The organism is Hyphomicrobium sp., assembly GCF_035687085.1.
GTDB lineage: Bacteria > Pseudomonadota > Alphaproteobacteria > Rhizobiales > Hyphomicrobiaceae > Hyphomicrobium_B.
Genome location: NZ_DASRYS010000013.1, coordinates 106,219 through 123,798, shown reverse-complemented (window position 1 = coordinate 123,798; position 17,580 = coordinate 106,219). Strand labels below are relative to the sequence as shown.

15 protein-coding genes are annotated in these 17,580 nt (G+C 62.2%); 7 read left to right on the top strand and 8 right to left on the bottom strand.

The features are described 5' to 3' along the window. Positions 1-112 precede the first annotated feature (112 nt). The 5 genes from VFG26_RS11315 to VFG26_RS11295 all read right to left on the bottom strand — a co-directional run bounded on the left by VFG26_RS11315 (position 113) and on the right by VFG26_RS11295 (position 4,409). Complete coding sequence (locus VFG26_RS11315) at positions 113-538, bottom strand: VOC family protein (protein WP_325025320.1); 426 nt, start codon at positions 536-538, stop codon at positions 113-115. A 37-nt stretch (positions 539-575) separates the two neighbouring features. Next, entirely contained in the window at positions 576-1,583 is a 1,008-nt protein-coding gene (locus tag VFG26_RS11310; RefSeq protein ID WP_325025318.1) for an NAD(P)-dependent alcohol dehydrogenase, read from the bottom strand. Positions 1,584-1,747: 164 nt separating this feature from the next. Then, entirely contained in the window at positions 1,748-2,020 is a 273-nt protein-coding gene (locus tag VFG26_RS11305; protein WP_325025316.1) for a hypothetical protein, read from the bottom strand. 83 nt (positions 2,021-2,103) lie between these two features. Beyond that, a complete protein-coding gene (locus VFG26_RS11300; protein ID WP_325025314.1) occupies positions 2,104-3,567 on the bottom strand; it encodes a phenylacetate--CoA ligase family protein in 1,464 nt (487 codons plus the stop codon). Between the two features lie 176 nt (positions 3,568-3,743). Further along, complete coding sequence (locus VFG26_RS11295; protein WP_325025312.1) at positions 3,744-4,409, bottom strand: DedA family protein; 666 nt, start codon at positions 4,407-4,409, stop codon at positions 3,744-3,746. Positions 4,410-4,958: 549 nt separating this feature from the next. Between VFG26_RS11295 and VFG26_RS11290 the strand changes: the two genes are divergently transcribed. The 4 genes from VFG26_RS11290 to VFG26_RS11275 all read left to right on the top strand — a co-directional run bounded on the left by VFG26_RS11290 (position 4,959) and on the right by VFG26_RS11275 (position 11,522). Beyond that, entirely contained in the window at positions 4,959-5,687 is a 729-nt protein-coding gene (locus VFG26_RS11290; protein ID WP_325025310.1) for an alpha/beta fold hydrolase, read from the top strand. A gap of 89 nt (positions 5,688-5,776) precedes the next feature. Continuing rightward, complete coding sequence (locus VFG26_RS11285; protein WP_325025308.1) at positions 5,777-6,811, top strand: siroheme synthase; 1,035 nt, start codon at positions 5,777-5,779, stop codon at positions 6,809-6,811. A gap of 394 nt (positions 6,812-7,205) precedes the next feature. After that, entirely contained in the window at positions 7,206-9,302 is a 2,097-nt protein-coding gene (locus VFG26_RS11280; protein WP_325025306.1) for an OmpA family protein, read from the top strand. Between the two features lie 171 nt (positions 9,303-9,473). Then, a complete protein-coding gene (locus VFG26_RS11275; RefSeq protein WP_325025304.1) occupies positions 9,474-11,522 on the top strand; it encodes a hypothetical protein in 2,049 nt (682 codons plus the stop codon). On the opposite strand, the gene VFG26_RS11270 is transcribed toward VFG26_RS11275, so the two are convergent. Next, on the bottom strand, positions 11,462-12,445 hold the full coding sequence (locus VFG26_RS11270; protein WP_325025302.1) for an alpha/beta hydrolase: 984 nt from the start codon (positions 12,443-12,445) through the stop codon (positions 11,462-11,464). The two genes, VFG26_RS11275 and VFG26_RS11270, sit on opposite strands and share 61 nt — an antisense overlap. A gap of 30 nt (positions 12,446-12,475) precedes the next feature. Further along, positions 12,476-14,674, bottom strand: coding sequence for a lytic transglycosylase domain-containing protein (locus tag VFG26_RS11265; protein ID WP_325025300.1), 2,199 nt, complete (start codon positions 14,672-14,674; stop codon positions 12,476-12,478). Positions 14,675-14,957: 283 nt separating this feature from the next. On the opposite strand from VFG26_RS11265, the gene dapA reads away from it, so the two are divergent. The 3 genes from dapA to VFG26_RS11250 are packed head-to-tail and all read left to right on the top strand — an operon-like array spanning position 14,958 to position 16,922. Beyond that, a complete protein-coding gene (gene dapA, locus VFG26_RS11260) occupies positions 14,958-15,848 on the top strand; it encodes a 4-hydroxy-tetrahydrodipicolinate synthase (protein ID WP_325025298.1) in 891 nt (296 codons plus the stop codon). Positions 15,849-15,874: 26 nt separating this feature from the next. After that, complete coding sequence (gene smpB / locus VFG26_RS11255; RefSeq protein WP_325025296.1) at positions 15,875-16,348, top strand: SsrA-binding protein SmpB; 474 nt, start codon at positions 15,875-15,877, stop codon at positions 16,346-16,348. Between the two features lie 4 nt (positions 16,349-16,352). Then, positions 16,353-16,922 carry a peroxiredoxin gene (locus tag VFG26_RS11250; protein ID WP_325025294.1) on the top strand — a complete coding sequence of 190 codons (570 nt, stop codon included), beginning with the start codon at positions 16,353-16,355 and terminating at the stop codon, positions 16,920-16,922. On the opposite strand, the gene VFG26_RS11245 is transcribed toward VFG26_RS11250, so the two are convergent. Beyond that, positions 16,903-17,565, bottom strand: a complete 663-nt coding sequence (locus tag VFG26_RS11245) for a uracil-DNA glycosylase (RefSeq protein ID WP_325025292.1) — start codon at positions 17,563-17,565, stop codon at positions 16,903-16,905. The two genes, VFG26_RS11250 and VFG26_RS11245, sit on opposite strands and share 20 nt — an antisense overlap. Positions 17,566-17,580: the final 15 nt, after the last annotated feature.

Here is a 17,580-nt window from a genome sequence, read left to right as displayed (position 1 = left end):
ACAATAATCCGATCGATTTGAGCGCGCGGGCTTGGGCTCGCGAGATGCTCAATGCGCCGGGCGACTTCCGATCGGCATGCTTGCCGGCCAGCGATCACAGCTTAGTTCAGCATTACTCTCTGCTTGGTCCCGGCGGTGTCTCGTTGGACGATATCTCTATGAGATTGCCGTCCGGATCACGGCAATAGAAGGAGCAGATCTTGCCCATGGCGCCGAGTTTGCTGACCGGCCCGAGGACAATTTTGACGCCGCTCTCGGCTAGATGGTGCGAGACTTGTTCCGGTGAGTAATTGGTGAGGAAGCAAAGGTCGTTGCTGCCTGCCGCGGGGTGTTCTGCCGTGAACCATTCGGCCGGGCTCGCGTCGATCGGACGAAGGTTGATCTTCTCCGTGCCGAACCGGACGCTCGTTCGCGGCGTGCCGCCGGGGAGTGCATCGTGCTCGCGGGTCATGCCGAGTACCCGCTCATACCAATCCGCCGACTTTTCGACGTCGCGGACGTTCAGGACGAAATGATCGACAGAGATGACATTCAACATGGCGGTCTCCTGCAATCGATGATGCATCTGCCATTGCTTAGAAGTTCAAACAAATCTTGCCGAAGTGCCGGCCCGCTTCCTCAAAACGAAACGCGTCGGCGATTTCGGAAAGGCCAAAGCTTTTGTCGATCACCGGGCGTATTCCGGTCGCATCGAGTGCGCGAATGAACTCAATCTGGTTTTTCCGGCTGCCGACGATGAGGCCTTGAAGACGTGCCTGTTTCGCCATGAGCGCTGCGGTTGGCACGTCGCCGCCAAGGCCGGTGAGCACTCCAATCAAAGAGATGTGGCCGCCGATTGCCACCGAAGCGATCGATTCCGGTAGCGTGCCCGGGCCCCCGACTTCGACGATGTGATCGACGCCGCGTCCTGCCGTCAGTTCGCGGACGCGTTCGCTCCACAGTGGCACGGACTTGTAGTTGATGAGATGATCAGCGCCGAGCTTGCGCGCGCGTTCGAGCTTTTCATCGGACGAGGACGTGACGATCGCTTCTGCGCCCATCGCCTTGGCGAGCTGTAGCGCGAAAATCGATACGCCACCCGTGCCCTGAACTAGAACGCTATCGCCAGCTTTCAGATGGCCATCGACCACGAGCGCGCGCCAAGCGGTCAGGCCAGCTGTGGTGAGCGTTGCCGCCTCGACATCGCTGTAGCCTTTTGGCACGTGGGTGAACCACGTCGCCGGGCGCACGACGGCTTCGCGCGCGTAGCCATCGATGCCGTCGCCGGGGGTCGAGTCGAAATTGTCGACGTTCGGAGGCCCGTCTTGCCAAAAGGGGAAAAAGCAGGACACGACGTGGTCGCCTACTTTGAATTCGGCAACACGCTTCCCAACGTCTTCGACGACGCCCGCACCATCGGACATCGGAATTCGTCCCTCAGCTGTCTTCCATTTTCCGGAGGCCACGAGGTAGTCGTGAAAGTTCAGCGAATTTGCATGAAGGCGTACGCGGATCTCGCCGGCTCCCGCTTTGCCGGGATCTTCGATGTCGGCGACCGCGAGGTTATCCAGTCCCCCCGGAGCGGCTATTCGGATCGCTTTCATCTCGCTCATCCCGGTTCGGGAAACGGCATCTTGAATGCAACGCGGGAAGAAATGGATTTAAATGAAAACCCGTGCAGGGCAGATCGCTCAGGCCATCAACTTGGCGGATGGACCGCCAAGCATTCCAAAGATGCGCGTTGGCCGCTCGCGTGCGGCCCCGCCGATCAGGCCGCGCCAACGCCTAGCGCGATCGAGCCGGAGCGGGTCTCGACGCTGTAGATTCCGAGAAACGTTTCACCTTTGTGCACGCCCGTCGTCAGCCACCCGTTTATCTCGAAGGTGAAGCCCTCTGCCATTTCCTCGATGCGCGCGATCGATGCATCCGTCGCGTCGCCCTCGAGGATGAAGTGAACGTATTCGCTATCGGGATAAGCAAGCGCAGTCTGCAGAGCAGGTTTGTCGGGACCATCTACGATTTTCAGGATTTTTCTGGTCATGGCTAAACACTCCGCGAAAAAGCTGCTTCCGTTGAACTGCTTTTGCCGGGCGAGGTTCCTCTCCCTGGACGAGCTTTAAGCCTTCAGCCAGCTTCCGCCGTAGATGTTGTTTCAAGCTCTGCCGCGGTCGCAGGCGGCGGCCCGAAGAGGTTCTTCGCGCGCCGAACTTTGCCGGATTCCTCAGGCGGGATTCGGTCCACGATCTCAATGTCGAAGTGGATGACGTTGCCGAGCCCTTCCGCTGTCACCGACTGCTGCACGTATTGCCTGAGCCTCTCGACCGACAGCGTTTGGCCCGGCAGAGGCGCGGCGCGTAGAACGAAGCGGTTAACCCCTGTCTGCACGAACTGATGCTCTGCGAGGTTTGTCTCGTTGTGGAGGGCGAGCAAGAATACGTAGTAGGGCAGGTCCCGGATTTCGCCTTTGACGTTAACCCAGAACTGGTCCTTCGAACGGCCCTGGACGGATTGTACGAGCGGCAGCAGGCTTCCGCACTTGCACGGGGTCGCGCTCATCGTGACGATGTCGTCGATCTCATAGCGGATGAACGGCTGAGCGAGATTATAAAGGTTGGTCAACAGCACCTTGTTGCCGGGTGTGCCGTTCGGAACGGGATTGCCGTTGGAATCCACGACTTCGAGAAACGCGAGTTCGTCATTGAGGTGACTGCCGTGCGTCGCCTGGCATCCGCAGGTCAGCGCCATGCACTCGGCCATGCTGTAGACATTGGTGATGTGCACGCCGAAGGCTTTTTCGACACGTTCGGCGACGGGTTCAGGAAGCGGCTCGCTGATATTCGTCATCTGTTCGAGATCGCTGCTCGGCTTCAGCCGGCCCGCTTTCAATTCACGCGTGATCGTTTCGAGCGCGCTCGTGTAGCTGGTGATGAAGTTCGGCTGAAACTCGTTGAGCTTCTGGACGAGCACTTCGGGCGGATCGAATACGGAAAGCCGCTGTAGCTTGATGTAACGGCGCGCGCGCTCGGGAAAGTAATTGAAGAACGTGCTGCTCGGATAGAAGCCCGGCTTCTGTGTGATGATTGAAAAGCGCGCCGGATAGAGCAGCTGTTGAATGTAGGGAAGAAAGCGGCGGCTCAATTTCTTGCCGCGTGCGAACTGGGCGGCAAAAGTCGTCAGGATCGCGGGCTTGTCCTGGACGATGATGGCCGGTTGGCCCTGGCTCCCCGACGTGTGGCAGACGGCGAACTTGCCCTTGAAGTATGCGCCAACGTTGGCCGGATCACCCATGAAGCGCTCGAGTTCGGCGCGGGTGAGATCGCGATCGGTGAAGATATCGTCGAGGTTCGCCATCATGTCGGCTTTGGTCAACGTCGGAAGATCCGTGATCGCACAGGTCTTCAGATCGATGCCTTCGAACCGCTTCCGGTAGTACGGAGAATTGTCATAGGCATATTGGAGGAGCTTGCGGAAACGCTCTTCCTTGGCCTTCGCGCGCCGTTCCATGTCTTGGGGACGAGGCAGGAGAAGCGAGCGGATCGCGAGGGCCAGCTTCACCTGATCAACGACGGCGCCCAGAAATCCTCTCATGTGAGATATGCCTTCCAGATTGTTTCGCGGTTCATCGTGCCTTCGTTCGCTCGCTCATGCGGCGGTGTCAGTGTGCGGCTGGCGGTCTTCGCGCGCAACTCGCAACTGACATTGCGTGTGCTGCATGTGAAAGGGATCGCAAAAATGGCTTTTCCATTGTGCTCCGGTGGAGGCGTTTAGTCCGCGCGCGATCGTTCCCCCGGCGGGAAGCCAGGAAGAGGGCCGGGTAGAGAAGTCTCAGCCTCGGCTTGGAGTTCCGCTTCGTGCCGCTTCAGATAAATAAATATTGCGATTGCTGTCGCGACTGCGAGTGCAATTCCGATAGCTCCCGCGGGACCGTGAAGCTCATCAATACTGCGGCCCAAGGTGTAAGCCGCCATCCCCACCGCGCTTGCCCAGAGGACGCCACCGAGCGCATTGGCGAGGAGAAAGCGCGGCCAGGGCAGTTTGTTGATGCCCGCCAGAAGGGCGGCGAGGAAACGCAGTATCGCGAAGAAGCGGCCGATGAAGACGATCATCCCGCCGTACTTCTGAAACAGGTACTGACCGAGCTTTATGCGGCCCTCGGTTATGCCGACGTAGGGGCCAAAGCGGACGAGCAGCGGATATCCAAACTTGCGGCCGATGAGATAGCCTATGTTATCGCCAATGATGGCCCCAAGGGATGCCGCCGCGATGACAAGGGCGATGTTTCCGTCGTGTGTCGCCGCATAGACGGACGCGATGATCAGCACAGCTTCGCCCGGCAGGGGTATGCCTAAGCTCTCCAGACCGACCATTATGGCAACCGTCCAGATGCCATATGTCTCGAAGATGTGGTGAAGCTCGCCGGGCGTGATCAATGGCCAATCCTTTTTTTTCGGCCAAGTGAGTTTCCGAGATCGCGGACCCGCTAATGGGCGTTGATCGAGGCAATATTCAAGACGGCCAGACGCTTGAGAGAACTGCGTTTTCGGAATGGGGCCGCGCCCCGGTTAGTTACGAAGCAGTCAATATCATTGCCGAAATTCTATTCGCATCAGTCTGAAATATAGCCAAGTCCATTGCGCCGAGGCACGTGATCAGGCCGGAATACGGGTCGTTCAGCGGCTTTCTGTTGCGGGGCGGTTTCATATGCGTAATTACCGTCAACCATTGCGGCAAATAGGCCAACCGTCCAGCTTGCGAATTCGATATTCCCATTTCAAAAATGGGCAATGATCTGGTTGCCTAAAGATATCTGGTCTGGCCAATCTCTCTCGGGCTTACCCGCCGGCGCTGCCGGGGATGCCGCATTCCGGGTTTTCTGTACGCCGGAGCTGTCCCATTACCGCGCAAGCAATCACCCGGAATTGGCGGCGCGGGCGCGCTTTCATTTGCGCAGGGCAAATTGGGAGCGGATCGCGACGCCGGTGGCCGATATACAAACTTACGTCTTCGAACCAGATCAGCGCGAGGCAATCGGCAATGTGCTTGTCGTGCACGGGTGGACGGGTGAAGCATCCTTCATGACGGCCATTGCCGAGCCCATTCGGCGGGCGGGATATCGCGTCATCCTGTTCGATCTGCCGGCGCACGGATTAAGCGGTGCACGCTCGACCAATCTCATTGCGTGTGCGCGGGCAACGGCAATGATCGGCGCACATTTCGGGCCGCTCAGCGCCATCGTCGCGCATTCGTTCGGCGGGATGATTTCGCTTGTCGGCGTCGAGGGACATCCGCCGATGCCGCACGCGCTCGAGGCGCCGCGTATCGTGCTTGTGGCGAGCCCCAACAGTCTCACGGAGGTCACCGGAGAGTTTGCCGAGCGATGGAGGCTCGATGGCAAGGGCCGGCGCGCGTTCGAGGCGCGGCTGGAACGCATTGCGGGCCGCTCGCTCTCCTGCTTCACCGTCGTCAAGCTGCTGCGGGCGACGGGGTGCCGGGCCTTCGTGATCCACGATCGGGAAGACCACGAAGTCGCATTCCGTTGCGCCGAAGAGATTGCGTCGGGGGCCGAAGGCGCGGAACTGATGGCGTACTCGGGGTTCGGTCATCGCAATATTCTCTTCGCTCCTCCCGTCGCGCGGACGATCGTCTCGTATTTGTCGCGGACGGAAGCGAAGGCCGCGCAGCCGGCATATAGCGTCAGCGCGGCCTGAATAGCTCCAGAGCCTTGTTCTTCCAACGTGTGGCGGATAGGAACACCCTGCATCTACATGCGGCTGCATCCGGCTTGTCGTGGACCTCAATGGCGGACGAAGACTCGAGCATTTCGAAATCACCTGCTCACCGTATTGATGCGCTGGCAGTGTTGCCGGTGTTCTTCAAGCTGGATGGCAAGCGGGTCGTCTTGGCGGGCGGCGGAGAGCCGTCGCTCTGGAAAGCGGAGCTTCTGGCGGCATCAGGCGCGCGCGTTGAGGTTTTCTCCCAGAGCTTCGCCGAGGGCTTTCAGGAACTCGCGGCATCACCGCCCAATGGCAAGTTGGTTTTGACCGCGCGAGGGTGGACGCCAGAAGACCTTGCGTCCGCGGCCATGGCTATCGGCGCGTTCAGTGATGATGCGGAGGCGGCGCAGTTCGCGTCAGCGGCGCGCGCGGCCGGTGTTCCCGTCAACGTCGTCGACCGCCCGGCCTTCTGCGATTTTCAGTTTGGCGCCATCGTCAACCGTTCGCCGCTGGTGGTCGGGATTTCCACCGATGGGGCCGCGCCCGTGTTCGGGCAGGCGATCCGATCGCTCATCGAGAGTTTGTTGCCTGTCAGCTTCAAGCAATGGGCCGATGCCGCGCGCCGTTTGCGCGGCGAGGGCGAACAACTCGGGGGCACGATGGATGAGAAGAGGCGTTTCTGGCAGCGCTTCACGGATCTTGCGCTCCGCAGCCCCGGCCGCGGCCCGCGACCCGCCGAACTCGATGAGCTGATGCGTTCGCCTGAGGCCGTCACCCGGCATCCCATTATCATCATTGAGATCGGGGCCGGAGGAGCGGAAGGTTTGACGCTCGGCGCGGTCCGCACTCTGCGTTCGGCCGACGATATCTTCTTCGATGAAGCCGTTCCGGCGGAGGTGGCTGAGTTCGCCCGCCGCGAGGCCCGGCGGTATCCAGTCCGCAGAGATGCGGACAGCCGCGCGTTGGCGAACGACATGATAACGGCGGCGGAAAAGGGCGGCCGTATGGTGCGGCTCAGAATGCGCGCTGGCTCGGATGCCGGGCCGGACGACGAGGCGGACTTGCTTCGCGAAGCCCAGTTCTCGGTCGTGGTCGTGCCGCCAGGCTATACCTTTTAGCGGCGTCTTGCGTCGTCCAAACCCCCGTGGCGCGCTGAGCTTCGCTCACGCCGCTGAGCTGCCGCGATGACGGGGTAAGGGTTTTCTACCTAGCGGTAGTTCAGCCACAGGCTGTGATCGCTTCCGCATGGCCTCGAAATTTTCTCTGTGAATCAGCGAGTTAACGGCGCATCCCAGGGCCCGGCGCAGCTTGGAATGGCGTTGCCTCTTGTCTATACTTGGCCTGAGGGGATCCGTCCGGATCAGAGTTTGCCATGTTGGCGGGTTAGCGAGGCGCTTCCCACCAGGGGTGCTGCTCGTCCACTACAACTAGGCGTCATCAGGTATTCGGAGTCGCGTGCGCATGCGCTGCAATCCAGCATATTGGCTTTTGGGACTCGTCCCGATTGCAATAATGGCGTGGGTCGCGGTGCAGCTCGAGCATGAGGGCATCGAGAGCGAACTCGCGCATCGCTCCGGCGAAGTCTTGAAGCGGTCTGGGTTCGACTGGGCGAGCCTTCACTTTTCGGGCCGCGACGCCGTCCTGACGGGCAAGGCTCCGGATGAGCGCGATCCGGCCAAGGCGATGGCGTCGCTCGAGAACGTGTGGGGCGTTCGCGTTGCCGCCGACAGAGCCGAACTCATCGACAGAGTTGCCGACTATCGTTGGTCGGTCAGCTCGTCCGGCGGGGACCGCGTGCGGCTTACCGGATACGTTCCGTCAGAAGATGCGCGGCGCGCGCTCATCGAGGCCGCGTACAGCACATTTCGAGGGAGCGAAGTCACCGATGAGATGCGGCTCGCCCGCGGCGCCATCGATCGCGATGCCTGGCTCGCGGCCGCTGTCTTCAGCATGCAAAGCCTTTCGGGTCTGAAGCGCGGTGAGGCGGAGCTCGCCAACCTCAATCTCTCCATCAAGGGCGAGGCGAAGTCGTCGGAGGATTACCGGAAAGTCCGCTCGGCGCTGACCGAGCGGCGTCCGGCGGGAACGGCTTTGACGAAAGCTGACATTGCGCTGCCGGTGGCGCGGCCTTTCGTGTGGTCGATCAAGAAGAGCGGCTCGGGACTCGCGGTGTCCGGCTATGCGCCGTCCGATGACGAGCGCGAGAAGCTCGGTGCGCGGGTCAAGACGCTGTTCGGCACGATGTCGATCACGGACCGCATGGATATTGCGGCCGGTGCCCCGGATGGCTGGAGCAAAGCTGCGGGCGTCGCCGTCGAGCAGCTGGCGCAGCTGCGATTGGGCGAGGCTTCAATTTCCGATCGCGAAATGACGTTCTCGGGCGAGGCGTCAAGCGAGCAGATCGCGTCGGCCGTCAAGAAGACGTTGAAGCTGCAGGTGCCGCAGAATTTTCGCATCGTCGATCAAATCCGCTTTTCCAAGCCTGACGTCGTCGTGCCCGCCGGCGGGTACGTGATGGGCATCGTGAACGAAGGCGCGACGCTGAACCTCGTCGGCATGGTGCCAAGCGAGGCGGCGCGGGCGGCGCTCATCGACGCGATCAAGGCGCGGTTCCCGGGGCGTCAGCTCAACGACAAATCGCAAGTGGCGCCTGGCGCGCCGGATGGATGGCAGCAGTGCGTCGTCGCGGGGCTCGCGTCCCTGCCGCGATTGAAGAAGGGCAAGTCCATTCTGACCGACCGCAGCCTGGAGGTTTCGGGCGAGACGGACGACTATGCGGCGTCGCAAGCGGTGCCGGGTGACGTGAAGGCGGCGGCAGGCCAGACGTGCGAGACGCGCACGAACATTGCGTTCACCGGACAGCTGAAGACGGACCTCACATGGAAGGCGAGCCGTGAAGCCAACGGCATGGTGACCATCGAAGGCGAAGCGCCGGATGACGCCTCGCGCCTGCGCCTCGTCGACATCGCGCAGCAGATATTTTCGGGCTACAGCGTTACCGACAACATGAAGATCGTGGGAGCATCGGCGGAGCCCTGGTCGTCGGCGGCGCATCTCGGGCTCGAGGAGATGTCCCGCTTGAAGAACGGCGAAGTGACGATTTCCGGCAAGGAACTCGTCATCAAGGGCGCAGCCGAAAGCGAGCAAGTCGCCAGCGACATTCGCAGCGTGCTGTCGACCGATCTGCCGCCGGGCTTCAAGAGCCGCGACGAGATCACGGTCATGTCGGTTGAGGAGAAGGCGGCCGACAGCTGCCAGAGCCTGATGCGGCAGACGGCGAAGGGATCGATCAACTTCGAACGGGCGAAGGCGGATCTGACGCCGGATAGCATACAGACGCTCAAGGAGCTTGTTCAGATCGCCAACGAGTGCCCCCATTTCAGCATTCAGATAGACGGCCACACGGACGCGGAGGGGACGGATGAGCGCAACTCGCGTCTTGCCGATCGCCGGGCCCGTGCGGTTGCGGATTTCCTTTCGCAGAACGGCGTCGATGCGCGCCGCCTGACGACGGCCGGTTATGGGGCGACGCGGCCGATCGGCGACAATAATACCGAAGAGGGGCGGGCCAAAAACCGCCGCATCGAATTCACCGTGCGTGTCAACTGAAGGGCCCGGGAGCCACTTTATGGATTATCTGTTCCTGAAGTTGATCTGGTGGATGGCGGGAGCGTTCGCGCTGGGGCTCGTCGTCGGCTGGGTATCGTGCGGCGATAGAAAGAATTGAGTTCGGACTTTGGACGCCGGGGGCGAGCTGTTGTGTATCCGATTAGGTAGGAAATGACGTACCTGCTGTTACAGACATTCCTGCTTCTGCTCGCGTGCTATTTCTCGGGCGCGTTCGTGGCTTGCCTGCTCAAGCGCATGTTCGTTCGCGCGCCCGAAGAGATTGCGGAAGGCATGTCTCCGCCGATCCGGCTCGAAATCCCCGATCGCCCGCCGGTTATGGTGCCGCCGCCCGTCCGTGCGCATGCCGCGCCGCGCGTGCATCAACCGGTTCCGCCGAGAGCCATCGATCCTGTCCAGCCGAAAATCGAGGTGTTGCGCCGTCCCGAGCCACGGCCTGTGCCGAAGGCACTCGACCCATCGCGGTTTGAGCGCGCTCTTTTCGGGCCGGATCCCAACGAAGGTGTTCCGCGCCAGGCAATCGTCGAGGTCCGGCCGTCGGTGCTGAAGCCGGTGACCCCGCTTTATCAGCCTCCGCCGCCGCCCGAACCCGAGCCGCTGCAGGAGCCTGAGCCGCTGGCGGAACTCAAAGAGCCGACGGAGATCGAGGAGCCGGACGTCAATTGGGTGGATGCAGCGCCTGCTGACCTTCCTGAGGTTCAGCCGGAGCGCGAGACCGAGCCTGAGCCTGAGCCTGAACCGGAGCCCATCAGCAAGCCGTTGCGTCCTGGCGGTTTGGCGGCGCGGTTGCGCGACGCGACGACGGCTGCTGCGGCAGGTGCCGTTGCTGCTGCGAAGGCTGCCGCCGCTGCTTCCGTGATGATGCCGGGCGGGTTCGGGCAAAGACGTGCCGAAGAGAAGAAGGCTGAGGCGGAAGAAGCCGAGAGAGCTTCCGTTGCCGCTTCCGATGACGTGCCGCTGCAATCACCGGAGCCCGACGAGCCGATCGTGCCGGCGCCGGAACAGGAAATGGTGGCTGCTGCGCGCGAGCCTGAGCCAGAAACCGAGCCAGCGGCCAAGCCTGACATTTCGCCGGAGCCGGAAGCGGAGCCCGAGCCTGAGGCCGAGTCCGAACCCGAGCCTGATGCAGAACCCGAGCCGGAACTCGCGCCGGAGCCGGAAGCCGAGCCTGAATCAGGGCCGGAGCCCGAGGCAGAGCCTGTTGCTGAAGCTGAGCCCGAAGCGCAGGCCGAGCCGGAACCAGAACCAGAGCCCGAGCCAGAACCAGCTCCGCTGCCTGCTCCAGAAGTCGCAGCCCCGGTGGCCGCTCCGGCGATTATCGAGGGCGGTGATGACTTCCAGCGCATTCGAGCCATCGATTTCGAGATCGAGCAGAAGCTCAAGGCCGCGGGCATCAATTACTTTGAAGACATTGCCGCCTGGACGCCGGAAGACGTCAAACGGGTTGGGCAAGAATTGCAGATTCACGGCCGTATCGACCGCGAGCAATGGGTCGAGCAGGCGCAAATTCTGGCCAAGGGCGGCGAGACGTACTATTCGCGCAATCGCCTTGCGGCGCTGCGGGCAAATGCTGCCGCTTCGCCTCAGAAGCCGCCGGCGCCGGCTGGCGACCCGCCAAAGCCTGAAGCTGGTGCCACAGATTCAGCGCCGGCTGATCGCGACGAGCGGCCGGACTTGGCGGGTGTCATTGCCGCGAGCCATGGGCGTTCGGTCGCTGAAATGGCCGCTGCCGCGGCTGCCGCTATCGCGGCCGCGTCTGCGAGCGTGACGCGCGGGCGCAAGCCCATCGAGCCGATTTCGCCGCTCTCGAAAGTCGATCCAAAAATCTCGATCCCGGCCCGCATCACGGATGCGATCCGTGAGAAAAGTGAAATTGCGGCTCCAAGCGAAGGCGAGGAGGCGGAAGAAGCCGCCGCACCGCTTCAGAGCGGCAACGAAGGTCCGCGCGACGATCTCAAGCGCATTCGCGGCATCGGCGTGCTCATCGAGAAGCGGCTCAACGCTTTAGGCGTCAGCCGCTATGATCAGATCGCCAACTGGACGAGCGGAGACATCGATCGCATGAGCCGAGCCCTTGAATTCAAGGGCCGGATCGAACGCGAGAATTGGGTCGAGCAGGCGCGCATTCTCGCCAGCGGCGGTCACACGGAGTTTTCGCGCCGTGTGGACCGGGGCGAAGTCGATACCAGCCGCGAGACGTGACCGAAGTCGCTGCGCGATAGGGTGCCGTAGCGGGCGCCGTCGCGCGGCGCGTCGGTCTCGGCGAAAAATGCGTCGATGGCCGAGATCGTCGCTGCGTCTCTCAAGAACGGCGCATGGCCCTCATCGGGAACGGTGAGCGATCTGAGCTGCGGGTGACGCCGGCGCATTTCCTCGACGGTCTTCTCCGAGAGCAAATCGGAATTCGCTCCCCGCAGGACGAGCACGGGCATGCGCTTCATGGCTTCGAACTGCGGCCAGAGCTGCGGCACCGGCCCGTCCAGAACAGACAGGCACTTCGCGAGCTTGGGATCATAGCCGCGTGCGGGCTTGCCCTTGCGCTCGTTGAAGAGCTGGCGGGCGACGGCTTCGCAATCGGCGTCCGTCATTTTCGTGAATTCGTTGCTGGTGAGATCGCGCACAAGACGGCCAGCGTCGCTCCAGTTCTTGGGTAGCGGAATGCGGCCCACGTAGCCGGCAATGCGGGCGAGGCCGTCCATCTCGATGACAGGGCCGATGTCGTTCAGCACGACCGCGCCAACGAGCGACGGCTGCACGGCGGCAAGCACCATTGTGATTAGGCCGCCTCGCGAGGTGCCGATGATGCCCGCTTTGCGCAGGCCGAGCATCGTCAGGAAGTCCATGACATCCTGCATTTCGATCGGCACAGCGTAGTTCTTCCAGTCGCTATCGTGATCGGATAGCCCGCGCCCGCGTGTGTCGAGCGTGAAGACGTCGCGAGGCACGGAGCTCTGGCTCAGCGCCAACGCCACGTCGTGGAAGTCGCGGCTGTTTCGGGTGAGGCCAGCGAGGCAGAGCACTGGCCGCGCATAGGAGAGTGCGCGCGATCTGTAATGGCGTCCGTAGAGGCGCAGGCCATCGCGAGAGGTGAAGTAAATCTCTTCGAAGTCTTGATCGGTCGCCATGGGTCTCCGCCGGCCTTTATGAGTTTGGTCTCAACCGTCGCTGTTGTCTGCCACGCCTCCAGGAACTTTTGAATCTCCGCGATCCCGCAGAAGATCCTGCTTCAGGCGGAGCGGATTTTTCATACCGAGCCTGGCGCGGTAGATTTGAATGTTCGCCAAGACTTTGGTCACGTATTCGCGTGTCTCGGTGATTGGTATGCGTTCGATCCAGTCGAGTGCGTCGACCTTCGGGTCGCGCGGGTCGCCGTTTTCCCTGATCCATTGGCGCGCGCGTCCGGGACCGGCGTTATATCCGGCGATCCCTAGAACGTATGAGCCGCCAAAGTCGTCCATACGGTCGGCGACGTAGGCAGAGCCAATCATGACGTTATAGGGCGGATCAGAGAGAAGCCGCGGAATGGAGCACTTGATCTTGTAATCCTGGCAGACGTGGCGGGCCGTCCCCGGCATGACCTGCAGCAGGCCTTTGGCGCCTGCGCCTGAGACGATCTGGTGATCGAATTCGGTCTCCTGGCGCGCGATGGCGAGGAGCAGCGGCAGTTCAGGCGGGGCGCGCAGCGGCGTGTAACCGGGGAAGGGCTTCACCGGATAGCCGTAGGTCAGCAAGTTCTGGCCGTTGCCGATTGCGACCTTGGAAATGCGCAGCGACATTTGCGGGTCGCCGAGCGCGTCCGCGAGATAGGCCACCATTCCGACTTCCGCTTCGGTGTTCGCAGCATTGCGAAGGCCCGCAAGCAGCGTGCGCGTGATTTCGCGCGATAGCTTGGCTTTGCGCGCGATGACCAGCGCTTTCGCCGTCTCGGCGGACGCGAGCTTTTGAATTTGAGCTTGGGTCGGATAGGCAGGCGGCGAGATTTCCAGGCTCGTGCGGCCCGGATCGAGCATCTGCATCGCGAGCAGGCCGTGGAAGGTGTCTGAGTTTTTCGCGGCGAGCCGGTATTGCTTGGCTGCTTCCTGCGAGTCGCCCCGGGCATCCGCCACACGGCCAAGCCAATAGGCGGCCTTGGCGCGGCTCAACGGCCCATCGGCTGCTGCCGCCATATCCTTGAAGTGCCGCTGAGCCGTGTCGGGCTTCTTGAGTTCTCGGAAGGCGATGAAGCCGGCCAGGAATGTCTGCTCTTTGCGCGGATTGACGGAGATGGGGCCCGCATCTTTGACGAGGTCATAGGCGAGCGTCGGCTTGCCGATCTTCAATGCCCCGTAGGCGAGTTCGCGCCGTTCTGCCCACCATTCGTCGAGCCCCGCGATCTTATTGGGGTCCGGCGTAACGGCGAGAATGATCGCGGCTGCTTCCTCGACCTTTCCTGCCTTGCGCAACAGCTGCAGCTTGTGAAACGTGAGCCCGGTGTCGTCGCGGCTGCCCGGCGGCAGGGCGTTCATCAGTGCCTGTGCATTCTTCGCCTTGTTGAAGACGGCGAGGCGCGCTGCGGCGCGCTTTTGCTCATTCGGCGGCAGAAGGGGAATGAGGCGGCGCGCCAGTGCGACGCGGCCTTCACGGTTCCCGGCATAGCGAACGTCATCGGTCACCAATCGGTCGAAGCGCCACTTGTGGTCAGTGGGCGTCAACAGCGGGCCGAAGCGGTCGAGGAATCCGTTCTCGAGCTGAGGGGGAATGCTCATCTCGCGCCATGCGATGGCCGCGTATTTGCGGGCCGCTTCGGTATCGCCGTCAGCAAGATTGGCGGAGGCAAGGGCAGCGTAGCCCGCGCCGGTCTCAGGCTTCGAGTTCGTGAAGAAGCTTTTGATGGTTTTGGCGCTGCCGCCGTGCGTGAGAAGCGCTTCCTCGAAGCGCTGGGTCAGCGTCGGCCGGTCCGGCCAGGACGGATTGTCCCTGAGGAACGCCTGGAATTCCGCGGGCTCGCCAAGTCCCGCACGCAGCCGCATCCAGTCGGCGAGCTTGCGCGCGACGGGGTCGCTGATGCTGCTTTTCGCGCTCGCGAATTTATTGATGTCCTTGGCGCGGATGGCGGCGGCCGCGTCTCGTAGTGCATCGGCATCCTGTGAAGCGGGTGAACTCGCCAGGAGCGGCGCGAGCGCTGAGTCGAGTTTGCGTAGCTGTTCTTTTTCGGCCGCGAGGGGCGCGGGCGCCGGTACCGGCTTAAACGCCGATTCGGCGCTGGCAGATGTGCTCGCGACCGCGAGGGCAAGACAGGCGCAGGCTGCGGCCAATGGCGGTAGCGCGCGCGAGAGGAGGCCGATTAGTCTTCTGGGATCGAGGCTTAGATGCATCGCGTCCTGTGGGATGAAACGCCCAGGCCACCCGATCTTGCGGCGGGCTTTCCGAGCGCCTAATGTCGCGGCGCTTGCGTCGTCAGCAACGTTAAACCGTATTAAGCGGAGACATAGCTCGTGAAGCAAGCGGTTCGAGCCGGACGAGGTGGCACGCGCGTGCGGCGAGACAGTGGCCCGTGGCCGTAAAGGCGTGGGTCTTTCCACGTCGACTTTCCCGATTAAACCAGGGACGCAGCATCGAGCGGTGTTCGTCATGGTCTTTTCTAGCTAAGGCGAAGACATGTTCAAAGGTTCTATCACGGCACTCATCACGCCTTTTCGTAACGGGAAGGTGGATGAAGCCGCGTTCACGCGCTTCATCGATTGGCAGATCAGCGAAGGCACGCACGGTCTGGTTCCCGTGGGAACTACCGGAGAAAGCCCGACGCTCGATCACGATGAACATAAGCGCGTGATTGAGCTCGCCGTCGAAGCTGCCAAGAAGCGGGTACCCGTGATCGCCGGAACGGGTTCGAACTCGACGGAAGAGGCGGTCGAACTTTCGCAATATGCGGAGAAGGCCGGCGCCGACGCCGTGCTTGTTGTTACGCCCTATTACAATAAGCCGAGCCAGGAAGGTCTCTATCAGCATTTCAAGGCGATTAACGACGCCATTAACATTCCGATCATTATCTACAACATTCCGAGCCGTTCGATCGTCGACATGTCGGTGGCGACGATGGCGCGTTGTTACGAGCTGAAGAACATCGCCGGCGTGAAGGATGCGACGGCGAACCTTGCGCGCCCGTCGCAGACGCGCGCGGCGCTCGGCCCTGAGTTCTGCCAGCTGTCGGGCGAAGACGGCACGGCGCTTGGCTTCATGGCGCACGGCGGCGCCGGCTGCATTTCGGTGGCTTCGAACGTGGCGCCGCGGCTTTGCGCCGAGTTCCAGAACGCGTGCATGGCCGGCGACTTCAAGAAAGCGCTGGCGCTGCAGGACCGGCTGATGCCGTTGCATGAGGTTCTCTTCATCGAGACCAATCCTGCGCCGGTCAAATACGCCGTATCGCGGCTTGGTTTTGGAACAGCGGACATGCGTCTGCCCATGGTTCCCGTATCGGAGGCGAGCCGCAAGGCGATCGACGCCGTTCTGCTCGGTCTCGGTCTGATCGACGCCAAGGCCGCCGAGTAACGGCTGCTGCCGGAAAGCACTGACTGATGGCCTCTAAACGCGATGACGGCACGACGCTCGTCGCCGAGAACCGCAAGGCGCGGCACGAGTACTTCATAACCGACAGCTGGGAAGCCGGTATCGAGCTTCTGGGCTCGGAAGTGAAGTCGTTGCGCCGCGGGCAGTCGAATATTGCCGAGAGCTATGCTTCGGTTGAGGACGGCGGCATCTGGCTGATCAACAGCTATATCGCCGAATATCCGGGCGCTGCTCTTTTCCCGCACGAGCCGCGCCGCAAGCGGCGGCTGCTGATGCATGCGACCGAAATCCATAAGATCGGCATCGCCATCGAACGGAAGGGCATGACGCTCGTGCCGCTCGAGCTCTACTTCAATGAGAAGGGCCGCGCGAAGGTGAAGCTTGGGCTCGCTCAGGGTAAGAACCAGGGCGACAAGCGCCAGGATGCGGCCAAGCGCGATTGGAACCGCCAGAAAGCGCGGCTATTGCGAGAGAAGGGCTGATTAGTTGGCAGATAGCGCGCCACCATCCGGAGCGCCGAACTTCCCGGTTCCCGAGGACGATGGAGCCGCGAAGCATTTGATCGCGGGCACGCGTCTGCCGGATGTGGCGCTTGCAGCGACGCGCGGGGCCAGCGTCAATCTCGCCCGCTATCAGGAGCGGGCGATCATCTTCATCTATCCGATGACGGGCACTCCGGGCGTTCCCAATCCGCCCGATTGGGACATCATTCCGGGGGCGCATGGTTCGACGCCGGAAGCCGAGGGTTTCCGGGACGCTTACCCCGATTTCGAACTTCTGGGTTACGAGGTCTTCGGCCTCAGCTCCCAATCCGCCGACAGCCAGCTCGCTTTCGCGATGCGGGCGGGCATTCCCTATCTGCTGCTCAGCGACGCAACGTTCGCCTTTGCCGACGCGCTGAAGCTGCCGCGGTTTGGGACCGGCGGCGTCACGTATCTCAAGCGTCTGACGCTCATCGTCCGCAACGGCGTTATCTATCGCGTCGTCTATCCGGTGGTTTCGCCCCAGACGCACGCGGCGGAACTGCTCGCGGCGCTCAACCCAGCTCGCGCCTGATGGCTTCGAAGACGGATTGGAACATCTCAGGCGTCAGCCGGCGCGTGCTGGTGTTGTAACGCGAGCAGTGGAAGCTGTCGTAGAGGATGCGGCCGCCGCTCAGCTCGTGGCGCGCGCCGTGGGCGAAGGGGTAGAGGGCCTTCTTCTCACCGAGCGTTGCCAATGCTTGATCGTGAGCGATCCGTCCTAACGCCAAGATGATCTTGAGCTTGCTCAAGCTTGCCAGCCGCGCCTCGAAAAACGGGCGGCAGGTTGCGATTTCCTTGGGCTCGGGCTTGTTTTCAGGGGGCGCGCAGCGCACGGCGTTGGAAATCATGCAGTCGACGAGCTTCAAGCCGTCGTCGGGCCGGGCGTGGTACTCGCCCTTGGCAAAGCCGTAGCGGAGCAGAGTCTCATAGAGGAGAACACCGGCATAATCGCCGGTGAAGGGACGGCCGGTGCGGTTGGCGCCCATCCGTCCCGGCGCGAGGCCTACAATAAGCAGGCGCGCCTGGGTTGTTCCGAATGAGGGAACAGGGCCGTTGAACCAGTGAGGCTCTAGGCGCGCGTTTTCTTGACGGTAGGCTACGAGCCTCGGGCAACGCGGACAATCTTTGGGCGGCTCTGGCCCAAAGATTACATTGCCGTTCGCCCCGGCAGCCATGGTCGATACTCGTGC

Bases quoted from the DNA above. Each gene is read 5' to 3' on its own strand.
- VFG26_RS11315 (WP_325025320.1), bottom strand. From the start codon at position 538: ATGTTGAATGTCATCTCTGTCGATCATTTCGTCCTGAACGTCCGCGAC.
- VFG26_RS11310 (WP_325025318.1), bottom strand. From the start codon at position 1,583: ATGAAAGCGATCCGAATAGCCGCTCCGGGGGGACTGGATAACCTCGCG.
- VFG26_RS11305 (WP_325025316.1), bottom strand. From the start codon at position 2,020: ATGACCAGAAAAATCCTGAAAATCGTAGATGGTCCCGACAAACCTGCT.
- VFG26_RS11300 (WP_325025314.1), bottom strand. From the start codon at position 3,567: ATGAGAGGATTTCTGGGCGCCGTCGTTGATCAGGTGAAGCTGGCCCTC.
- VFG26_RS11285 (WP_325025308.1), top strand. From the start codon at position 5,777: ATGGCGGACGAAGACTCGAGCATTTCGAAATCACCTGCTCACCGTATT.
- VFG26_RS11280 (WP_325025306.1), top strand. From the start codon at position 7,206: ATGGCGTGGGTCGCGGTGCAGCTCGAGCATGAGGGCATCGAGAGCGAA.
- VFG26_RS11275 (WP_325025304.1), top strand. From the start codon at position 9,474: ATGACGTACCTGCTGTTACAGACATTCCTGCTTCTGCTCGCGTGCTAT.
- VFG26_RS11270 (WP_325025302.1), bottom strand. From the start codon at position 12,445: ATGGCGACCGATCAAGACTTCGAAGAGATTTACTTCACCTCTCGCGAT.
- VFG26_RS11265 (WP_325025300.1), bottom strand. From the start codon at position 14,674: ATGCATCTAAGCCTCGATCCCAGAAGACTAATCGGCCTCCTCTCGCGC.
- dapA (WP_325025298.1), top strand. From the start codon at position 14,958: ATGTTCAAAGGTTCTATCACGGCACTCATCACGCCTTTTCGTAACGGG.
- smpB (WP_325025296.1), top strand. From the start codon at position 15,875: ATGGCCTCTAAACGCGATGACGGCACGACGCTCGTCGCCGAGAACCGC.
- VFG26_RS11245 (WP_325025292.1), bottom strand. From the start codon at position 17,565: ATGGCTGCCGGGGCGAACGGCAATGTAATCTTTGGGCCAGAGCCGCCC.